An 18,076-nucleotide genomic window follows, 5' to 3' on the forward strand; every position below is an offset into this window, starting at 1 on the left:
GAGTCGGCAGGCTCATCAAGTAGGGTGCCAGGCGAACCAGCAACCCCGACGAAGACGGATCGACACCCATGACTTCCGACAGTGACCTGGCCACGAGTCTCTCGACGGGCTCCTCGGACTACGGCAGTGGCTACTACCGGGCACATCTCGGAGGTGAGGGGGACTACCGCTGGGAGAACGACGAGTGGCGCGCGTTCGTCACCGGGATCGCGCAGCGGGTCGTCGGTCTGGTCGAGCCCGCGACCAGCCTCGACGTCGGGTGCGCGCGGGGGCTGCTGGTCCAGGCGCTGGCCCAGGAGGGTGTCGACGCCCGGGGCTTCGACATCTCGGAGCACGCCGTCTCCACGGCCCACGAGGACGTGCGGGCACGACTCTCGGTGCAGTCGGCGGCCGAGCCGATCGAGGGCCGCTACGACCTGATCAGCTGCATCGAGTGCCTCGAGCACATGTCCCTCGACGAGGCCCAGAAGGCCATCGACAACATCTGCGCGGCGACGGACACGGTCCTGTTCAGCTCCAGCCCCGCTGACTTCTCCGAGGCGACCCACATCAACGTCCATCCGAGCTCGGAGTGGGCCGCCTGGTTCGCCGAGCGCGGCTTCTACCGCCGCCTCGACGCCGATGTCACCTTCGTGGCGCCCTGGGCGATGCTGTTCGAGCGCGCCGACCTCAGCAAGCGCAGCATCGTCGAGCGCTACGAGTCGCGTCTCGGAAGGGCCCTCGTCGAGGCCGCCGAGAAGAAGAGCGCCCTGCTCGCCGCGAGCCGGCGGCTGACGGAGGTCGAGAGCTCGATGAGTGCGCGCCGCGTCGCCGACGACGCCGAGGTCCTCGCGCTGCACTCCGACCTGACCGCCCTCGACCACGTGCTCGGGCTGGAGGCCACCGTGGCCCGCCAGCAGCGGGAGCTGAAGAACCTGCGCCGCCGGCTCAAGGCCAACCGAGAGAAGCTCGACGACGCTCGTACGGCGTCGGCGAAGTCCCGTGCCGAGGTCAAGGCGATGCACTCCTCGAGGACCTGGAGGGTCGGTCGCTTCCTGACCGGCCTGGGCGGCCTTCGTCGATGACCGGTGGCGCACCGCTCTTCTCGCTCGTCGTACCGCTCACCGACGCGCTGATCGGCCCTCTGGTCACGACGGTCGACGCGGTGCTCGCGCAGACCCTCGGCGACTGGGAGCTGCTTCTCGTGGACGACGGCTCGACTCCCGAGCTCACCGCCGTCCTGGACCGTCAGGCCGATCGGGATCGCCGGATCCGGGTCGTCGAGAGGACCGAGCGCGGCAACGTGGCCGAGGCGTCGAACGCCGGCATCGATGCGGCGAGTGGTGAGTTCCTCGTCTTTCTCGCTCCCGGCGGCGTCCTGGCACGCAAGGCGCTCGCCGCCAACGCGGAGGAGATCGAGGAGGCCGAGGACGTCGACTTCCTCTACTCCGACGAGTCGCGGCGCACCGCCGAGGACGACGGCGACGAGGACGTCATCAAGCCGGTGTGGTCCCCGGAGCGGCTGCGCGCCCAGAACTACTGCGGTCAGCTTGCCGTGCTGCGGACCGAGCTGGTACGCGCAGTGGGCCGGTTCCGGCCGGAGGTCGGCGCCGCCTACGACCACGACCTGGTGCTGCGGGTCACCGAGCAGGCGCGGAGCATCGTCCACCTGCCCGAGATCCTGTACCGCTCGCAGGACCCGCGGCCCCGGCCCGACACGTCGCCGGCCGTGCTCGCGACCGGCGCCCGCGTCGTCCAGGAGCACCTCGACCGCGTCGGCATCGTCGGTGTCGCGCAGGCGGTCGGGGCCGACCACGTCCGCATCGTCCGCGACTTCCCCGCGGAGCGCACCGTCAGCGTGGTCATCCCGACGCGCGGCTCGTCCGCGCAGGTCTGGGGCCGGCGCCGGGTGCTGGTCGTCGACGCGGTCCGGTCGGCGCTGGAGAACGCGCAGCACCCCCGGATGGAGATCGTCGTCGTCTACGACAGCGACACCCCCTCGGCGGTGCTCCGGGAACTGCGCGAGGTCGCGGGCGAGCGTCTGGTCCTGGTCCACTTCACGGAGTCGTTCAACTACAGCCGCAAGATCAACACCGGCGTTCTCGCGTCCACCGGTGAGCGGCTGATCCTGCTCAACGACGACATCCAGGTCCGCAGCCCGGGCTGGGTGGGTGAGCTGCTGGCGCCGTTGGAGGAGCCGGGTGTGGGCGCGACCGGCGCCAAGCTCTACTTCGAGGACACCAGCATCCAGCACGCCGGCCTGGCCTGGCTCAACGCGAACTGGGACCACCCCTACCGCCTCTTCCCGGGAGACACGCCAGGACGAGGCCGGATGAATGTCGTCAATCGCGAGGTCAGTGGTGTCACCGGCGCATGCACCGGCATCCGGCGCGACACCTACCTCGAGGTGGGCGGCCTCACCGAGCAGCTGCCGCTGAACTTCAACGACGTGGACTTCTGCTGCAAGATCACCGCCCTCGGCTACCGGATCCTCCTCATGGCGCACTGCGAGCTCTTCCACTTCGAGTCTCGCACCCGTGAGCCACGCGTCCACAGGTACGAGCGGGACTTCATCGTCTCGAGGTGGGGCACGCCGGAGCGGGATCCGTACTCACCCGACTACCCCGAGCAGCCGCTCAGCCCCGGCGAGCTCCGCCGACGCGCCAAAGAGCTCGAGTCGAAGGCGGCGCGGCGCCCGGCCGCGAGACGTCGCGACATCTCATCTCGCGGTGCGCGATGATCGCCGCATGAGTCGTCACGACTATGTGGTGGTCGGCGGAGGGATCGTCGGAGCCGCGACCGCACGGGCCCTGACCCTGCGCTTCCCCGGCAAGCGCGTGCTGCTCCTCGACAAGGAGCGGGAGTTCGGCCGGCACCAGACCGGCCACAACTCGGGCGTCATCCACTCCGGCATCTACTACGAGCCGGGCAGCCTGAAGGCCGAGCTATGCCGCGCGGGAGCGGCGGCGACCGAGCGCTTCGCCGACGAGCACGACGTGCCGTGGAGTCGCATCGGCAAGCTCCTGGTCGCGACCACACCGGCCGAGGTCGTCGGCATGCGGGCGCTCGCGGAGCGGGCAGAGGTCAACAAGATCCCGGCGACGCTCCTCGGCGCCGCAGAGCTGCGTGAGCGCGAGCCGCACATCGCCGGGCTCGGTGCGCTGCACCTGACCTCCACGGGAATCACCGACTACCGCCGGATCAACACGGTGCTCGCCGGGCTGGTGGAGCAGGCGGGCGGCACGTTGCTGACCCGGACCGCCCTCACCGGCGTGCGTGAGACCGCGTCGGAGGTCGTCCTCTCCACGACGTCCGGGGAGGTGGTGGCCGACTATGTCATCTACTGCGCGGGCATCCAGGCCGACCGGGTCGCCGCGATGGCGGGCATCGACGTCGACTTCGCCATGATCCCGTTCCGGGGCGAGTACTACGACGTCCGGCCCGAGCGTGCCGACCTCGCGCGGACCCTGATCTACCCGATCCCCGACCCGGAGCTGCCGTTCCTCGGCGTCCACCTGACACCGACCGTCGACGGTGGGCTCAACGTCGGTCCCAACGCGGTCCTCGGGCTCGCGCGCGAGGGCTATCCCAAGCTCTCCTTCGACCGGCGCGACGCCGCCGACATCGTGACGTTCCCCGGGATCTGGCACGTCGCGCGCAACAACGTCCGCACCGGCGCACGGGAGCTGTGGAACTCGGTGTCGAAGCGCGGCTATCTCAAGCTGTGCCAGAAGTACTGCCCCGACCTGCGGCTGGACGACCTCACTCCCCGCGAGGCCGGCATCCGCGCGCAGGCCGTGATGCGCGACGGCTCGTTCGTCCACGACTTCCTGCTGCGCCAGACCGCGCGCGGACTCCACGTCGTCAACGCGCCGTCGCCGGCCGCCACCTCGGCGCTGCCCATCGCCGACGAGATCGTCCGCCGGGTCGCGCAGGCCCAGGCAGCCTGAGCACCCGGGGTCCGTGGATCCCGGGCCCCCTCGGCGTCTCCGGTACAGTTCCCGCGTCCTGACGTCCAGTGCTAGGTCTCTTGCATGTCTGCACCGCTCCGTGTCGCTCTCGTCGGTTCCGGCTCGATGGGGCGCAACCACGCCCGGGTGATCGCCGCCAGCGAGCGGACCGACCTGGCCGTGGTGGTCGATCCCCACGAGGAGGCCGGGCGCGCTGTCGCCGAGCAGCACGGGTCCACCTGGGTGCCTTCCCTCGACGCCCTGGGCAACGTCGACGCCGCCGTGATCGCGGCACCCACCGAGCACCACTTCGACCTCGCCCGCGGTGTCATCGCCAGCGGGCTTCCCCTGCTCGTCGAGAAGCCGCTGTGCCCCTCGCTCGCCCAGACCCAGGAGCTCGTCGACGCCTCGACCGCGGCCGGCACGCCGCTCATGTGCGGTCTGCTCGAGCGGTTCAACCCGGCGGTGATGGTGGCCCTGCGCATGGTCGAGGAGCCGCTCTACGTCCGGGCGACGCGCCACTCGCCGTACGCACCCCGGATCAAGACGGGGGTGGCGTGGGACCTGCTCGTCCACGACATCGACCTGGTCGTGCGCGTCTTCGGCGGTGACCACCCGGACAAGTTCGACGTCGAGGTCGGGCAGTACCACCCGCAGTCGGTCCCGGGGGCCGAGGACATCGTCGAGGCCTCCCTGCGGTTCACGTCGGGCGGCATGGCCTCGGTGTCGGCCAGTCGGATGGGGCAGACCAAGGTGCGCACCATGGTGATCCAGGAGCTCGACCGGATGATCGAGGTCGACCTGCTGCGCCGCGGACTGACCAGCTACCGCCACGCGACGGTCGCCGAGGACGAGGGCCAGAGCGGGTTCCGCCAGTTCACCGAGATGGAGATCCCCGACATCGCCGGCGTCGAGCCGCTCGTCGGACAGCTCAACCACTTCGTCGATCTCGTCGCCGGCAAGGTCGACATCGACGAGGAGCGGGACTCGATCCTGCCGGCGCACCGGGTCGTCGACCAGGTGCTGGCGCTGCGCTCCGCCTGACTTGACCTACGCGGGTGGGAAGGACGGCCGGGTCGGGTCGCTGAGGTCGACGGTCGCCACGACCCGCGCCGGCACCCCGGCGACCACCGTGCGCGCCGGCACGTCCGCGGTGACCACGGCCCCGGCGCCCACGACGGCCTCGTCGCCGATCTCGACGCCCATGTTGACGACGGCGCCGGCGCCGATGAAGACGCGGTCGCCGATGCGCACCGGACGGCGCTCGACCTCGGGGAACTGACGGCCGCTGACGCAGCGCTTCGCCGACGAGTGCGTGTAGATGTGCACCCCCGAGGAGATGTCGCAGCCGGTGCCGATCACCAGTCCGCCGGATCCGTCGATGACGGTGAAGGCGCCGATCCAGGTGCCCTCGCCGATCTCCGGGTCACCGACGATCCAGGCGTGCTCGTTCCACGGGTTGGGGGGCAGCGAGGCGCCCATGGGCTCAGTCGGCCCGGATGAGATCGGTCATCCCCTTCACCACGTCGATCGTCGGCTCGAAGCCGAGGACCTCCTTGGCTCGGGTCACGTCGGCCGCACGGCGAGCGACGAGGACGTCGCGCGGGTTGAAGATCGGCTCGACCTCGGCACCCACGGCGTCGATCAGGATACGCGCGAGGTCGGCGATGGAGGTGTCGATGCCGGTGCCGACGTTGACGGGCACGTTCGCCTGCTCCGACTCCAGAGCCAAGACGACGGAGCGCGCGATGTCGTGGACGTGGATGAAGTCCATCGACTGCTCGCCCTTGCCGTCGATGACCGGCGGCTCGCCGTTGCGGATCCGGTTGACGAAGTGGTTGATCACCGAGGTGTAGTAGGCCGTGGTCTTCTGGCCCGGTCCGTAGACGTTGAAGAAGCGCAGCGCCACCCAGGACAGGTTGCTGCGGCGCTCGTAGAAGCCGAGCAGGTCCTCGCCAGCACGCTTGGCGATGCAGTACGGCGTCAGCGGGTTGAGTACGTCGTCCTCGTGCATCGGCAGCTTCTCGGGGTCGCCGTAGACCGACGCCGACGAGCAGTAGACCAGGCGCTCCACGCCGTGGTCGGCTGCGGCCGCGAACACGTTGTGGTTGCCGATCATGTTGATGTCCATGGACTCGTACGGGTCGGCCTGGCTCTTGTTGATCGACACCGCGGCGGCGTGGATGACCTTGGAGCATCCCTTCATCGCGGCATGCACGGCCCCGCCGTAGCGCACGTCCTGGTCGATCAGCTCGACATCGTCGCCAAAGGCGGCGATGGCGTCGCGGTCGCCGCGGAACATGTTGTCGAAGATCCGGACCTTGTAGTCCTTCTCCAGCAGCATCGGGACGACGTGCAGGCCGATGAAGCCCGCGCCTCCGGTGAAGAAGACGGTCTCGGAAGTCATGTTCGCTGGGGCTCCTCAAGCGCGGTTCGGATGGGTCGGGCGGGCAGCCGACATCGGGAAGGCTACCAACGGGGGAGTCAGACGGTGGTGCGGGACGAGACCAGCTCGCCGAGCACGTCGAGGTGCTGGTCGAGCACCCGCTCGAGGGCGAAGTGGCGGTCGACGACGGCGCGGGCCCGGGCGCCGACCTGGCGCGTCGTCTCCGGGTCGTCGAGGGCCCGGACGATGCGCTCGCCGAGGCCGCCCACGTCGCCGACCTCGCACATGAAGATCTCCTGGCCATCGACCATCGGGACGCCGGGGAAGTTGTCGATACGGCCCCACGCCACGACGGGGACGCCGGCGGCCATCGACTCGAGGGTCGCCGTACCGAGGCCGAGGCCCTGCTCGTGCGACTCGACGCGGGCTGCCGCCAGCAGGTGGGGGATGTCGGACTTGGGGACCGCGCCGAGCGCGCGCACCGCGTGGTCGACGTCGAGCTCCTTCGCGCGCTGCAGGAAGAGGTCGTAGTAGACCCGTCCGACGACGGCGAGGACGGCGTCCGGGTGCTTCTCGAGGATCGTCGGCATCGCCTCGACGAGACCGACCCGGTCGCGGAGGGGGATGACGTGGCCGACCGACAAGATCACGGGCGTGTCGGCGTCGACGCCGATCAGCTCGCGACCCCGTGCGGCGTCGCCGGCGCGGACCCAGTCCGGGTCGACGCCGACCGGGATGGCGACGAGCTCGCGATATCCGCCCCGGTATCGCTCCTCGATGTAGTCCTGCATGGAGCTGTCCATCACGACCAGCGCCGGCTTGTTGAGGCGCAGGCGGGGAGCCACGAGACTCGCGTCGAGGAAGCGAAATGCGTGCCGGTACCGGGCGACCGGGTTCTCCAGACGGGTGTGGATGCTGAGCAGTGTCGGGATTCCGCGGCGCCGGGCGTAGGCACCGGTCGACCAGGTCAGGTCCATGAACTGACCGTGCTGGTGGATCACGTCCGGGCGGAAGTCGTCGAGCAGGGCGGCCAGCCGGCGCCGGATGCTGGGCCGGGTGGCGAAGGAGAGGTCGAAGGAGACCGCGAGCCGGCTCTCGGGCAGGGTGACAGCGGGAAAGCGCACGATCCGGACGCCGTCGCGCACCTCTTCGGACGGGGCGTCCTGATAGGCGGCCGTCACGACGAGGACCTCGTGGCCGCGCCGGGCGTACCCCCGGGCGAGGGCGTCGCTGAGGTGGGCGCTGCCACCGACGCGGGGTGGGAAGAAGTTGTTGACGACGACGATGCGCACGCTGTGCTGCCTCCGATCCGGGCCGGGCGCTGGTCGGACCCTCCGGCTCACGCCCGCAGGCCAGCGCGCCATGGTAGTCGTCCGACGTGGTAGGCCAGCAATCGTCGTAGTGCGACCAGCGGGTACGGTTGCCTCCGTTTGGCCGCGCTCGACCGGCCAGGTCGAGGAGGGACCACCCGATGACGTTGTCGTCTGCCGAGGCTCCCGGGGACGTGCCCGAGCAGGCGCCGAGCCGTCGTACCGGGCTCCGGTCCTGGGGGTCGGGTTGGCGCATCCGCGGGACTCTGGCGGACCGGTTCGAGGTCGTGCTCGCATGGCTCGGCTACCTCGTCCTGGTCGTCTCGGGTGCGACGACGTCCTCCCTCGGCCTGCTGAACCGAGCGGGCGGCCAGGCGACGGCCGGCCAGTGGGGGGAGTCGCTGCCGGTGCGCAGCGACGAGTGGCTCACCGCGGCGCCGCTGGAGTTGGCGACGCTGGCGAACGGCTCGTCGATGCGGTCGCCGCTCTCGAACGGCCCCGATCTGATCTACCAGATGTCCTCGGGCAGCCCGTTCGAGACCTTGCTGTTCCTCGAGGGCAACATGCTGCGACTCGGGGCGTGGCTCCCGGACGGGATGCTCTTCGCCGCATTCCGGGGCTGGTCCTGGCTGCTGCTCGCGCTCACCCTGCCGCCGCTGCTGCGGCGTCTCGGCGCCAACCGGCCGATGTCGTGGCTCGCCGTCCCCCTGTCCATCGCGGCTCCGGCTGCTGTGTGGTGGTCCTTCATGCCGATCCGGGTGCTCGGGATCGCCGCCGCGGGCTGCTACCTGCTCGTGCTGGCCGTCGAGCGGGCCGAGCGTGGCCACTGGTGGCGCGGAATCGGCCTGGCCGCGGCCGCGGGCCTGTTCCTGCCGCGGTTGGTCACCTACTACGTCCCGTGGTCGCTGACGATCGGCGTCCCCCTCGTCCTCGCCACGGGGATCTACCTCATCTGGCGCCGGGAGCATCGCCGGACGGCGCTGCTGGTGATCGGCGCGGGTGCGGGCGTCGGCCTCGTCCTCCTCGTCGGCACGCTCTGGGAGAACTGGGCCGCCCTCCATGCTGAGCTGAACACGATCTATCCCGGCCTGCGCAGGAGCACCGGCACGGCATTGGAGCCGTTCCAGCTGTTCGGCGGACCCGGCCTCTTCGACCTCCAGAACCAGGTCGTGGGCGACACGTTCAACCAGAGCGAGATCAGCAGCGCGTTCCTGGTCTGCGCTCTGGTCGCGCTCCTCATCTGGCCGGTGGCCTGGACGCGCACGCAGAGTCGGGAGCGCGCGGCGCAGGTCGCGCTCGGCTCGTTCGTCCTGCTCGAGCTGTCCTGGATCACGCTGAGCTGGGGCAGCGTCGGGGAGCACGTTCCCGGTCTGAGCTCGGTCCCCCCGGCCAGGGTCGCGCAGACCATCGGGTTCCCGGCCAGCATGCTGATGTGCCTGGTCCTCTCGGGGTGGGCCCGGGGACGGGCCGAGGCCGGTCCGTCCCGGATGTCGCCCGAACTGCGTCGCACCCTCCTCGTCGGCGCTGTCGTCACGCTCGTGACCGGCTACGGTACGAGCCGCCTGCTGGGTGCGATGGAGGACATGCCGGTGTGGCAGGCGGCGGTCGCGGCCATCGTGACCGGGACTCTCGCGGGGCTGCTCACCTGGCGCCCTGCCAGCTGGTTGCCGGTCGCCGTGACCTCACTGGTCGTTGTCCTCGCCGGGATCGGCGCGAACCCGGTCACGTTCGGCCTCGGGGAGGTGCGCAGCGGTCCGGCGGCCGACCGGGCGAGGGCACTGCGCGTCCACAGCCTGGCCGAGCACAGCCGGGTCGTGTCGGACTCGATGGTGACCAACGCCCTCCTCGTCGCCAATGGCGTGCCGACCCTCGGCGGGTACCAGGTCACCGGGCCGGTCACCGAGGCCTGGGACGAGGTGGATCCGGCCGGACGCTACGAGGCGATCTGGAACCGGGGTGCCAGCTATGTGTTCTTCTCCTTCGACGGCAGCCCCGGAGCGGACCCGACGGTGGTCAAGGTGCAGAACGACGTGATCCAGGTGCGGACCGACGCCTGCTGGCTGGCGGACAGCTCGTTCGGCGTCGATCGCCTGGTCTCGCCCGTGCCGATCGACAGCCCCTGCGCCGAGCGGATCGGCCGTCCCCTGGTGTGGAGCGGGATGAAGCAGTTCGTCTACGTCGTCCGTCCGGGCTGATTCCGGGCTGATTCCGGCCCGTTCGGCGCGGAGACCGGGCCCGGCTCAGGCGCCGGCGCGGGCTGTCGCGTTGACCGCAGCGACGATCCGCTCGAGGTCGGCCTGGGACAGCGACGGGTGGACCGGGAGCGAGATGACCTCGCGAGCGGCGATCTCGGTCTCCGGCAGGTCCAGGCCGGCGGCGAACCGGCTCAGTGAGGCCAGCCGGTGGTTGGGGATCGGGTAGTAGACGCCGGTCCCGACCTGGTGCTCCTCGCGCAGGGCGGTGACGATCCGGTCGCGCTCGGCGCCGTCCACGCGGATCGTGTACTGGTGGTAGACGTGCGTGGCTCCCGGCGCCACGGGCGGGATCACGACGCCTTCGAGGTGCGCGTCGAAGAAGGCGGCATTGGCCTGACGGGTCGCCGTCCACGCCTCGATCCTGGTGAGCTGGACGCGGCCGATCGCGGCGTGCAGGTCGGTCATCCGGGCGTTGAAGCCGACGACCTCGTTGGCGTACTGCCGCTCCATGCCCTGGTTGCGCAGCAGGCGGACCTGGCGGGCCAGCTCGTCGTCGGCGACGGCGACCATGCCGCCCTCGCCGGAGGTCATGTTCTTGGTGGGGTACAGGCTGAACATGGCGAAGTCGCCGAACGTCCCCACCTGCCTGCCTTGCCAGGTGGCGAGGTGCGCCTGCGCCGCGTCCTCGAACATCCGCAGGCCGTGCTCCGCGGCCACCGCGCCCAGGCCGTCGACGTCGGCGGGGTGCCCGTAGAGATGTACCGGCATGATCGCCGCGGTGCGCTCGGTGATCGCCGCGCGCACCGCATCGGCAGCGAGACAGAAGTGGGCGGGCTCGATGTCGGCGAACACCGGGGTCGCGCCGGTGAGGGCGACCGAGTTGGCCGTGGCGGCGAACGTGAACGACGGCACGATGACCTCGTCACCCGGTCCGATGCCGGCCGCGAGCAGGCCCAGGTGGAGACCGGAGGTCCCCGAGTTGACGGCCACGCAGGTACGACGCCCCGCGACCGTCTCGGCGAACTCGGACTCGAAGGCCGCCACCTCCGGGCCCTGCGCGATCATGCCCGAGCGGAGCACCCGGTCCACGGCCGCGCGCTCCTCGTCGCCGATGATCGGCTTGGCGGGAGGGATGAACTCGTCGGACATCGTTGGCCTTTCGGTGGGTATCGACAGGGGGCTCAGGACCGGCCCACGCGCTCCTGCCACGCAGTGATCGACGGCAGGAGGAGGGCGGGGAGGCCGGCGAGATCGCGCGACCCGTTCAGCAGGACCGCCGCGAGCTGGTCGTGGCAGTCCTGGGACACCCCCAGCTTGTCGAGCCGGTGGGTGTTGAGGCGGTGGGAGCGGGCCGGGACGCCCATGCTGACGACGTACGGCGGCAGATCGGTGGTGACCGCGGCCTGCATGCCGATCATGCTGCCCGCGGCCACCACGCGACGCTGGTGGACGACGACGCCGAGGCCGAGGTTCGCGCCGTCCTCGACCACCACGTGGCCGGCGGCGGTCACCATCGCGGAGATGGTCACCTCGTCGCCGATGCGGCAGTCGTGGTTGACGTGCGCCTTCGTCATGAAGAAGCCGTCGTCGCCGATCGAGGTCTCGTGGGCCCAGCCACCGCTGACGGTCACGTGCTCCTTCAACACGTTGCGCGAGCCGATGCGCACCGCCTGGCCGCCGACCTCGTCGTCCCATGCGGCCTCGAAGTCGTAGCCGCGCACCTCGGGAAGCCCTCCGATGCACACGAAGGCGGCGACGTAGTTGTCGTCGCCGAGGACGACGGGGCCCTGGAGGACGGCGTACGGACCGATCACGTTGCGCGTGCCGAGTACGACCTGCGGGCCGACGATCGCCGTCGGGTGGATCCGGTTGGCCATGGCCGCTCTTGCCGCGCTCACCGGGCGACGGCGGCGCCGCCGACGACCTCGCGCACCACGGTCGCGACGTAGGCGACGTCGTCCTCGGTGAGGTTCGCATGCATGGGCAGCGCCAGCTGGGTGCGGAAGAGCCGAGCCGCGACCGGGCACGCGTCCCGGGCGTCGTAGACGGGCTGCACGTGACTGGAGTAGGTGCCGAAGTTGCTGCCCACCCCGCGCTCGCGCAGCGCCATCACGACGGCGTCACGGTCGATGTCATCGCCGACGGTCACCAGGTACGACTGCCACGGGTGGGTGCGGTCCTCGAGGACGACGGGCACGCTGAGCTGCTCGAGGTCGCCGAGCAGCGCGGTGTACTGGTCGGCGGCACGGCCGCGCGCCGCGACGAGATCGCCCATCCGCCGCAGCTGGACCCGCATGATCGCGGCCTGGACGTCGGACATCCGGTAGTTGTAGCCGGCCATGTCGAACGACGGCACGGCGAGCGTGTTGCTCCCCTCACGGCTGACCGCGGGCGCGATGCCGTAGGTGTGCAGCTTACGGGCGAGCCCCATCCTGGCAGCGTCGTCGCCGACGAGCGCGCCGCCCTCGCCGCTCGTGATGCCCTTGCGTCCGTGGAAGCTGAAGGCGGCGAGATCGGCGAGCGACCCGGCCGGACGGCCCTTGTAGGTGGCTCCGGCGCTGCACGCGGCGTCCTCGAGGAGCCACAGGCCGTGCTTGTCGGCGAGTGCTCGCAGCTCGTCGTAGTCCGCGGGCTGGCCGACGACGTCGACCGCGATGATGCCGACGGTCCGGTCGGTGATCAGGGCGGCGGCTGCCTCGGGATCGATGGTCCCGATGTCGGGCCGCACGTCGGCGAACACCGGAGTGGCGCCGGTCCACAGCACCGCGTGCCCGGTAGCGGGGAAGGTGTAGTCCGCCACGATGACCTCGTCACCCGGCCCGGCACCGAGGACCTGGAGCGCAAGGTGGAGCGCGGCGCCACAGTTCGAGGTCGCCAGCGCGTGTGCCGTGCCGGCCGCGACGGCGAACTCCTCCTCGAACGCCACGCAGGTCGGACCGGCGCCGGAGACCCAGCCGCTGGCGAAGACCTCACGAAGGGCATCGATCTCCTCCTCGCCGAGGGTGGGCGCGCCCAGCGCGACGCTCCGAGTGGGGATCATGGTGTTCGTCTGCCTTCCAGAGGGGGGCGGTCGGCGCACAATCTATATGGACCAGGGCACGGGATCGTCGTTGCCGGTGGGTCGCCGGGCTGGCCTATGCTCGCGACATGTCGATCGAGAGCCGTTCCCGACCGCAGACGAAGCGCGAAGCAGGTGTCGAAGCACAGCGCGACGTACTCGCGACCCGGCGCAGCCGCTTCCTCGAGTACTTCGACTTCTCGCAGGGCAAGGGCCTCGAGATCGGGCCGCTGGACTCGGGGATCGCGGATGCCGGGCTGCACGACGTCCGCTATGTCGACGTGTTCGACACGGCCGGCACGCGCAAGCACTACGCGGAGGATCCCAACGTGATCCTCGAGCTGATCCCCGAGGTCGACTTCCCGCTCCATGCCGACGGCCGGTTCCGCACCCTGGTCGAGGCGACCGCCCCCGGCGCGCCGTTCGACTGGGTGATCGCCTCTCATGTCATCGAGCACGTCCCGGACGTGATCGGCTGGCTGCAGCAGATCGGCGAGATCACCAACGACGACGGCCGGCTGATCCTGGCGGTACCCGACCGCCGCTACTCCTTCGACCGGCACCGGCCGCCCACCACCACCGGGCAGGCCCTGGAGGCGCACGAGCAGCAGGTCACCCGACCGGGGACCCGCGCGGTCTACGACTTCTTCCGCGCGGCCGTACACGTCGACAGCCGCGCGCTGTGGAAGGGCGCCCGTCCGCCGGGTCGCGACGCCCGGATGCACGACCTGCCGACGACGCTCGAGGTCCTCGAGCTCGCCCGCGCCGGCGAGTACGTCGACTGCCACGTGTGGACCTTCACGCCCCAGTCCTTCCTGGAGCAGGTGCAGGAGTGGCGCGAGCTCGGGCTGGCGCCCTGGTACGTCGAGCGCATCGACGAGGTGCGGGGCAGCGTCGAGTTCCACGCCGTCCTGCGCCGGGCGCCCCGCGGCCCGGACGGCACCGCGGTCGCGCCGTTCGACGAGCCGGAGCTGACCTCGGACCTGCCGGACTGGCTCGACGCCGAGCATCGGCTCCGGGCCGAGGCCAAGGCCCTGCGCGACGAGGTGCGACAGCTGCGTCGCGAGAACAAGCGGCTCACCGGCCGGCTGCGCGAGGCCGAGGTGTCCGTCCCGACCAGGATCCGTCGCGGCGCGCTCCGGCGGGTGCGCGCCCTGAGATCGTCGAGCTGAGCTCCTGATCGGTAGCCTCTCCCGGTGGCTCGACAGCTTCCCGAACAACAGGCACCGCCGGTCCAGCGGATCCGGATCCGGTACGCCAAGCGCGGCCGGCTGCGCTTCACCAGCCACCGCGACGTCAGCCGCGCCATCGAGCGCGCCGTCGTGCGGGCCGGCATCCCCATGGCGTACTCGTCGGGGTTCCACCCCCACCCGCGGATCTCGTACGCCGGCGCCTCGCCGACCGGCGCGGCCAGCGAGTCGGAGTACGTCGAGCTCGGGCTCGCCGAGGCCCGGGACCCGCGCGAGGTGGGGGAGGCGCTGGACGCCGTGCTGCCCGACGGGCTCGACGTCGTGGTGGCCGTCGACGCGGCCACGACGACGGCCGGGTCGCTCGCGGACCTGCTCAGTGCCAGCCACTGGCTGATCGACCTCGGAGGAGCGGCGCCGGAGCGCGCACAGGCCGCGGTCGACGCCTTCTTGGCGACCGAGTCGGTCATGGTCGAGCGGATGACCAAGAAGGGGTTGCGCTCCTTCGACTGCCGCGCGGCGGTCGTGCGGCTGCTGGTGACCCCCGAGGGTGACCTGGACCTGCTGCTCGAGCACGCCGTGCCCGCCGTACGCCCGGACGACGTGCTCACCGGGCTGCGCGAGGTCAGCGGCCTCGAGGTGGCCGCGACCGGGCTGCTCACCCGGGTCGCGCAGGGCGTGCTGGAGCGGGCCACGGAGTCGATCGGCGACCCGCTCGCGACCCGCTGAGGAACCAGTGATGCCGCCTGAGTGAGGGCCGTGTGCGATACTCGCCACAGATCTCCACCCGCGCGCGTCCCACAGGACAGCGAGCGGAGGGATCGACGACGTTCTCGCCGGACGGCAGGTGACTGACCGCCCGGCACGGTGGAGACGGACCACCGCCCGACGCGACGCATACGGCGACCGCGGCAGGCGAGCGGCCCGCTTCCGGCGACGCATGACCGCGGAGGGTGTCGTCCCACGCAGGCTTGTGGCGCCGCCCGTGCGAGCGCCGATGACACCCCGGGCGCGAGCGCCCGGGTGGAGGAGTAGCGCAATGACCGACGCGCCCACCGACACCCCGACCGAGACTCCCGCAGAGGCGCCCGCGCCCGTGGAGCAGGCGGACCGGACGGAGAAGCCGGAGAAGCCCGCCAAGAAGGCCGCGGCCAAGAAGACGGCCGCGAAGAAGACCGCGGCGAAGAAGACCGCGGCCAAGAAGACCGCCGCGAAGAAGACCTCGGCGAAGAAGACCGCGGCCAAGAAGACCGCCGCGAAGAAGACGGCGGCCAAGAAGGCCGCGGCCAAGGCCGCCCCCCCGCCGACCTCCGAGCAGCTCGAGCTCACCCCGGAGGTCGAGGAGGTCGAGGAGACCGCCACCGAGGCCGTGCTGGCCGCTCCCGAGGCCGAGGCTGCCGAGGCGCCCGCGACCGCCGTGCTGTTCCAGGCCCCGGTCGCACGCGCCGAGGAGCCGGTGGCCGAGGAGGAGCCGGCTGCCGAGGAGCCTGATGTCGAGGAGCCTGCGGCCGAGGAGGAGTCGGTCGTCGAGGAGCCTGCGGCCGAGGAGTCCGAGGACGCCGATGAGGACACCGACGAGGACGGCGAGGGCGCCGGCGGCGGTGCCGCGCGCCGCCGCCGCCGGCGGGGTGGCCGGCGCCGCCGCAAGCCGGCCGCGAGTGCCGAGAGCGAGGATGTCGAGGGCGACGACGCCGAGGGCGCCGAGCCCGACAAGGCCAAGGACGCCGAGTCGGCCGAGGGCGGCGAGAGCACGGCCGAGGGCGAGGAGTCCGAGGACGGGGAGGGCGCCACGTCCGGCGGCTCCCCCTCGTCGCGCCGGCGCCGCCGGCGCCGCCGGGCCGGTGAGGGCGGGGGTGACGACGGCGACGACCCGGAGAACACCGTCACCCGGGTCCGCAAGCCGCGCTCGTCCGAGGACGAGATCACCTCGATCTCCGGCTCGACCCGCCTCGAGGCCAAGAAGCAGCGCCGCCGCGAGGGCCGCGAGGCCGGCCGTCGCCGGGCTCCGATCGTGAGCGAGGCCGAGTTCCTGGCCCGTCGTGAGTCCGTCGAGCGCGTGATGGCGATCCGCCAGCGCAAGGACCTGACCCAGATCGCCGTACTCGAGGACAAGGTCCTCGTCGAGCACTACGTGGCGCGGGAGTCCCAGACCTCGCTGATCGGCAACGTCTACCTCGGCCGGGTCCAGAACGTGCTGCCCTCCATGGAGGCGGCGTTCATCGACATCGGCAAGGGCCGCAACGCCGTGCTGTACGCCGGCGAGGTCAACTGGAGCGCGCTGGGCCACAAGGACGGCGAGCCGCGCAAGATCGAGTCGGTCCTGCAGTCCGGCCAGACCGTGCTGGTCCAGGTCACCAAGGACCCGATCGGCCACAAGGGCGCCCGGCTCACCAGCCAGGTCAGCCTCGCCGGCCGGTTCCTGGTCTACGTCCCCGACGGCACCACCTCCGGCATCTCCCGCAAGCTGCCCGACACCGAGCGCTCGCGCCTGAAGACCCTCCTCAAGGAGATCGTCCCGGACACGGCCGGCGTGATCGTGCGCACCGCCGCCGAGGGCGCCTCGGAGGAGGAGCTGACCCACGACGTCGAGCGGCTCAAGGCGCGCTGGGAGGACATCGAGGGCAAGGTCGCGAAGGGCAGCGCCCCCCAGCTGCTGTACGGCGAGCCGGACCTCACCCTCAAGGTGGTCCGCGACCTGTTCACCGAGGACTTCGCCAAGCTCGTCGTCCAGGGCGACGAGGCCTGGACGACGGTCAAGGAGTACGTCGAGCAGGTCGCCCCCGACCTCGTCGAGCGGCTCGAGCACCACGAGTCGGGCGAGGGCGTGCCGGACCTGTTCTCGACGTACCGCATCGACGAGCAGATCGCCAAGGGCCTCGACCGCAAGGTCTGGCTGCCCTCCGGCGGCTCGCTGATCATCGACCGCACCGAGGCGATGACCGTCGTCGACGTCAACACCGGCAAGTTCACCGGCTCGGGCGGCAACCTCGAGGAGACGGTCACCAAGAACAACCTCGAGGCCGCCGAGGAGATCGTGCGCCAGCTCCGGCTGCGCGACATCGGTGGCATCATCGTCGTCGACTTCATCGACATGGTGCTCGAGTCCAACCGCGATCTCGTGCTGCGCCGCCTCGTCGAGTGCCTGGGGCGCGACCGGACCCGGCACCAGGTCGCCGAGGTCACCTCGCTCGGCCTGGTCCAGATGACCCGCAAGCGGATCGGCACCGGCTTGGTCGAGGCGTTCAGCGAGACCTGCACGCACTGCCAGGGCCGCGGCATCGTGGTCCACGACCTCCCGGTCGAGGCCAAGCGTGGGGGAGGCGAGCAGGAGGAGTCCCGCCGCGGCAGCCGCCGCCGCAAGGGCAAGGGCGGTACGCCGGCCGACACGCCCCCCGAGGCGCCCAAGGCGGTGCCGTCCCCGAAGGACATCGCCGCGATGGCCAAGCCGGCCGAGCACGAGCACCCCGAGGCGGAGCAGCCCGTTGCTGAGTCGCCCGTTGCGGAGTGGCCCGTCGCGGAGACGCTCGACGCGGAGGTGTCGGTCGTCGAAGTCGAGGCGCTCGTCGAGCCTGTGGTCGAGGTCCTCGAGCCGGAGCCTCAGCCCGAGCCGGAGCCTCAGCCCGAGCCCGAGCCGGAGCCGGAGCCGGAATCGGAGCCCGAGCCCGAGCCGGCCCCCGTGGCCACCACGACCGTGGTGACCCGGACCCGCCGGCGCGCGGCCACCCGTCCCGCGGGCCCGCCGGCCGAGACCGTCCCCGAGCCGGCCCCGGAGACCGTCCTGGAGACCGTCCTGGAGACTGCGGGCGAGCCGTCGGCGGAGGAGCCCCACGTCGAGCACGTCCCGATCAAGCGCAAGGGCGGCTCGCGCAAGCGCTAGGTGCGTGTGCGCGGCCGGGCCGTGATTTTGGCGGATCCGGCCCGGCTGCGTAACATTGTTCGTCGGTGCGCCGCCAAGGCGCTCCGTTCTGCTGGCACCCGGCATCTCGCGAGGCGTATCCGATCGCGACGCGG

At 71.3% G+C, this 18,076-nt stretch carries 14 protein-coding genes; 8 read left to right on the top strand and 6 right to left on the bottom strand.

All coding sequences use genetic code 11. The features are described 5' to 3' along the window. Positions 1-68 precede the first annotated feature (68 nt). From ACUP6Y_RS06990 to ACUP6Y_RS07005, 4 genes are all read left to right on the top strand, one after another. Positions 69-1,064, top strand: coding sequence for a methyltransferase domain-containing protein (locus tag ACUP6Y_RS06990; protein WP_462555035.1), 996 nt, complete (start codon positions 69-71; stop codon positions 1,062-1,064). Further along, positions 1,061-2,719, top strand: a complete 1,659-nt coding sequence (locus tag ACUP6Y_RS06995; protein ID WP_462555036.1) for a glycosyltransferase family 2 protein — start codon at positions 1,061-1,063, stop codon at positions 2,717-2,719. Before ACUP6Y_RS06990 ends, ACUP6Y_RS06995 begins: the two co-directional genes overlap by 4 nt. Before the next feature lie 7 nt (positions 2,720-2,726). Then, positions 2,727-3,929: an L-2-hydroxyglutarate oxidase gene (lhgO, locus tag ACUP6Y_RS07000; RefSeq protein WP_462555037.1), complete on the top strand. Its 1,203-nt coding sequence runs from the start codon at positions 2,727-2,729 to the stop codon at positions 3,927-3,929. An 84-nt stretch (positions 3,930-4,013) separates the two neighbouring features. Continuing rightward, a complete protein-coding gene (locus ACUP6Y_RS07005; RefSeq protein ID WP_462555038.1) occupies positions 4,014-4,973 on the top strand; it encodes a Gfo/Idh/MocA family protein in 960 nt (319 codons plus the stop codon). A 6-nt stretch (positions 4,974-4,979) separates the two neighbouring features. Here the strand turns inward: ACUP6Y_RS07005 and ACUP6Y_RS07010 are convergent, their stop codons facing one another. From ACUP6Y_RS07010 to ACUP6Y_RS07020, 3 genes are all read right to left on the bottom strand, one after another. Continuing rightward, on the bottom strand, positions 4,980-5,411 hold the full coding sequence (locus ACUP6Y_RS07010; protein WP_462555039.1) for an acyltransferase: 432 nt from the start codon (positions 5,409-5,411) through the stop codon (positions 4,980-4,982). A gap of 4 nt (positions 5,412-5,415) precedes the next feature. Next, on the bottom strand, positions 5,416-6,336 hold the full coding sequence (locus ACUP6Y_RS07015) for an NAD-dependent epimerase/dehydratase family protein (protein WP_462555040.1): 921 nt from the start codon (positions 6,334-6,336) through the stop codon (positions 5,416-5,418). Positions 6,337-6,413: 77 nt separating this feature from the next. Further along, entirely contained in the window at positions 6,414-7,607 is a 1,194-nt protein-coding gene (locus ACUP6Y_RS07020) for a glycosyltransferase family 4 protein (RefSeq protein ID WP_462555041.1), read from the bottom strand. Between the two features lie 179 nt (positions 7,608-7,786). Here ACUP6Y_RS07020 and ACUP6Y_RS07025 point away from each other — a divergent pair, with 179 nt between their 5' ends. Beyond that, positions 7,787-9,820 (top strand): DUF7657 domain-containing protein, encoded by a 2,034-nt coding sequence (locus ACUP6Y_RS07025; RefSeq protein ID WP_462555042.1) that lies wholly within the window; start codon positions 7,787-7,789, stop codon positions 9,818-9,820. 45 nt (positions 9,821-9,865) lie between these two features. On the opposite strand, the gene ACUP6Y_RS07030 is transcribed toward ACUP6Y_RS07025, so the two are convergent. From ACUP6Y_RS07030 to ACUP6Y_RS07040, 3 genes are read right to left on the bottom strand one after another with little or no spacing between them, the layout of a single operon-like run. Next, complete coding sequence (locus tag ACUP6Y_RS07030; RefSeq protein ID WP_462555043.1) at positions 9,866-10,969, bottom strand: DegT/DnrJ/EryC1/StrS family aminotransferase; 1,104 nt, start codon at positions 10,967-10,969, stop codon at positions 9,866-9,868. Between the two features lie 32 nt (positions 10,970-11,001). Continuing rightward, positions 11,002-11,697, bottom strand: a complete 696-nt coding sequence (locus tag ACUP6Y_RS07035; protein ID WP_462555045.1) for a hypothetical protein — start codon at positions 11,695-11,697, stop codon at positions 11,002-11,004. A 17-nt stretch (positions 11,698-11,714) separates the two neighbouring features. Beyond that, positions 11,715-12,860 carry a DegT/DnrJ/EryC1/StrS family aminotransferase gene (locus ACUP6Y_RS07040; RefSeq protein WP_462555046.1) on the bottom strand — a complete coding sequence of 382 codons (1,146 nt, stop codon included), beginning with the start codon at positions 12,858-12,860 and terminating at the stop codon, positions 11,715-11,717. A 107-nt stretch (positions 12,861-12,967) separates the two neighbouring features. Here ACUP6Y_RS07040 and ACUP6Y_RS07045 point away from each other — a divergent pair, with 107 nt between their 5' ends. The 3 genes from ACUP6Y_RS07045 (at position 12,968) to ACUP6Y_RS07055 (ending at position 17,942) form a co-directional block, all read left to right on the top strand. Then, the gene (locus ACUP6Y_RS07045) at positions 12,968-14,050 is read left to right on the top strand and encodes a class I SAM-dependent methyltransferase (protein ID WP_462555047.1); all 1,083 of its coding nucleotides are present in this window, start codon (positions 12,968-12,970) and stop codon (positions 14,048-14,050) included. A 24-nt stretch (positions 14,051-14,074) separates the two neighbouring features. Then, the gene (locus tag ACUP6Y_RS07050; protein WP_462555048.1) at positions 14,075-14,794 is read left to right on the top strand and encodes a TIGR03936 family radical SAM-associated protein; all 720 of its coding nucleotides are present in this window, start codon (positions 14,075-14,077) and stop codon (positions 14,792-14,794) included. 310 nt (positions 14,795-15,104) lie between these two features. Beyond that, positions 15,105-17,942 carry an Rne/Rng family ribonuclease gene (locus ACUP6Y_RS07055; protein ID WP_462555049.1) on the top strand — a complete coding sequence of 946 codons (2,838 nt, stop codon included), beginning with the start codon at positions 15,105-15,107 and terminating at the stop codon, positions 17,940-17,942. The last annotated feature ends 134 nt before the right edge of the window (positions 17,943-18,076 follow it).

The sequence above is a fragment of the Nocardioides sp. S5-5 genome (assembly GCF_054954065.1).

Bases quoted from the DNA above. Each gene is read 5' to 3' on its own strand.
- ACUP6Y_RS07045 (WP_462555047.1), top strand. From the start codon at position 12,968: ATGTCGATCGAGAGCCGTTCCCGACCGCAGACGAAGCGCGAAGCAGGT.
- ACUP6Y_RS07005 (WP_462555038.1), top strand. From the start codon at position 4,014: ATGTCTGCACCGCTCCGTGTCGCTCTCGTCGGTTCCGGCTCGATGGGG.
- ACUP6Y_RS07040 (WP_462555046.1), bottom strand. From the start codon at position 12,860: ATGATCCCCACTCGGAGCGTCGCGCTGGGCGCGCCCACCCTCGGCGAG.
- ACUP6Y_RS06995 (WP_462555036.1), top strand. From the start codon at position 1,061: ATGACCGGTGGCGCACCGCTCTTCTCGCTCGTCGTACCGCTCACCGAC.
- ACUP6Y_RS07010 (WP_462555039.1), bottom strand. From the start codon at position 5,411: ATGGGCGCCTCGCTGCCCCCCAACCCGTGGAACGAGCACGCCTGGATC.
- lhgO (WP_462555037.1), top strand. From the start codon at position 2,727: ATGAGTCGTCACGACTATGTGGTGGTCGGCGGAGGGATCGTCGGAGCC.
- ACUP6Y_RS07030 (WP_462555043.1), bottom strand. From the start codon at position 10,969: ATGTCCGACGAGTTCATCCCTCCCGCCAAGCCGATCATCGGCGACGAG.
- ACUP6Y_RS07055 (WP_462555049.1), top strand. From the start codon at position 15,105: ATGACCGACGCGCCCACCGACACCCCGACCGAGACTCCCGCAGAGGCG.
- ACUP6Y_RS07035 (WP_462555045.1), bottom strand. From the start codon at position 11,697: ATGGCCAACCGGATCCACCCGACGGCGATCGTCGGCCCGCAGGTCGTA.
- ACUP6Y_RS06990 (WP_462555035.1), top strand. From the start codon at position 69: ATGACTTCCGACAGTGACCTGGCCACGAGTCTCTCGACGGGCTCCTCG.
- ACUP6Y_RS07025 (WP_462555042.1), top strand. From the start codon at position 7,787: ATGACGTTGTCGTCTGCCGAGGCTCCCGGGGACGTGCCCGAGCAGGCG.
- ACUP6Y_RS07015 (WP_462555040.1), bottom strand. From the start codon at position 6,336: ATGACTTCCGAGACCGTCTTCTTCACCGGAGGCGCGGGCTTCATCGGC.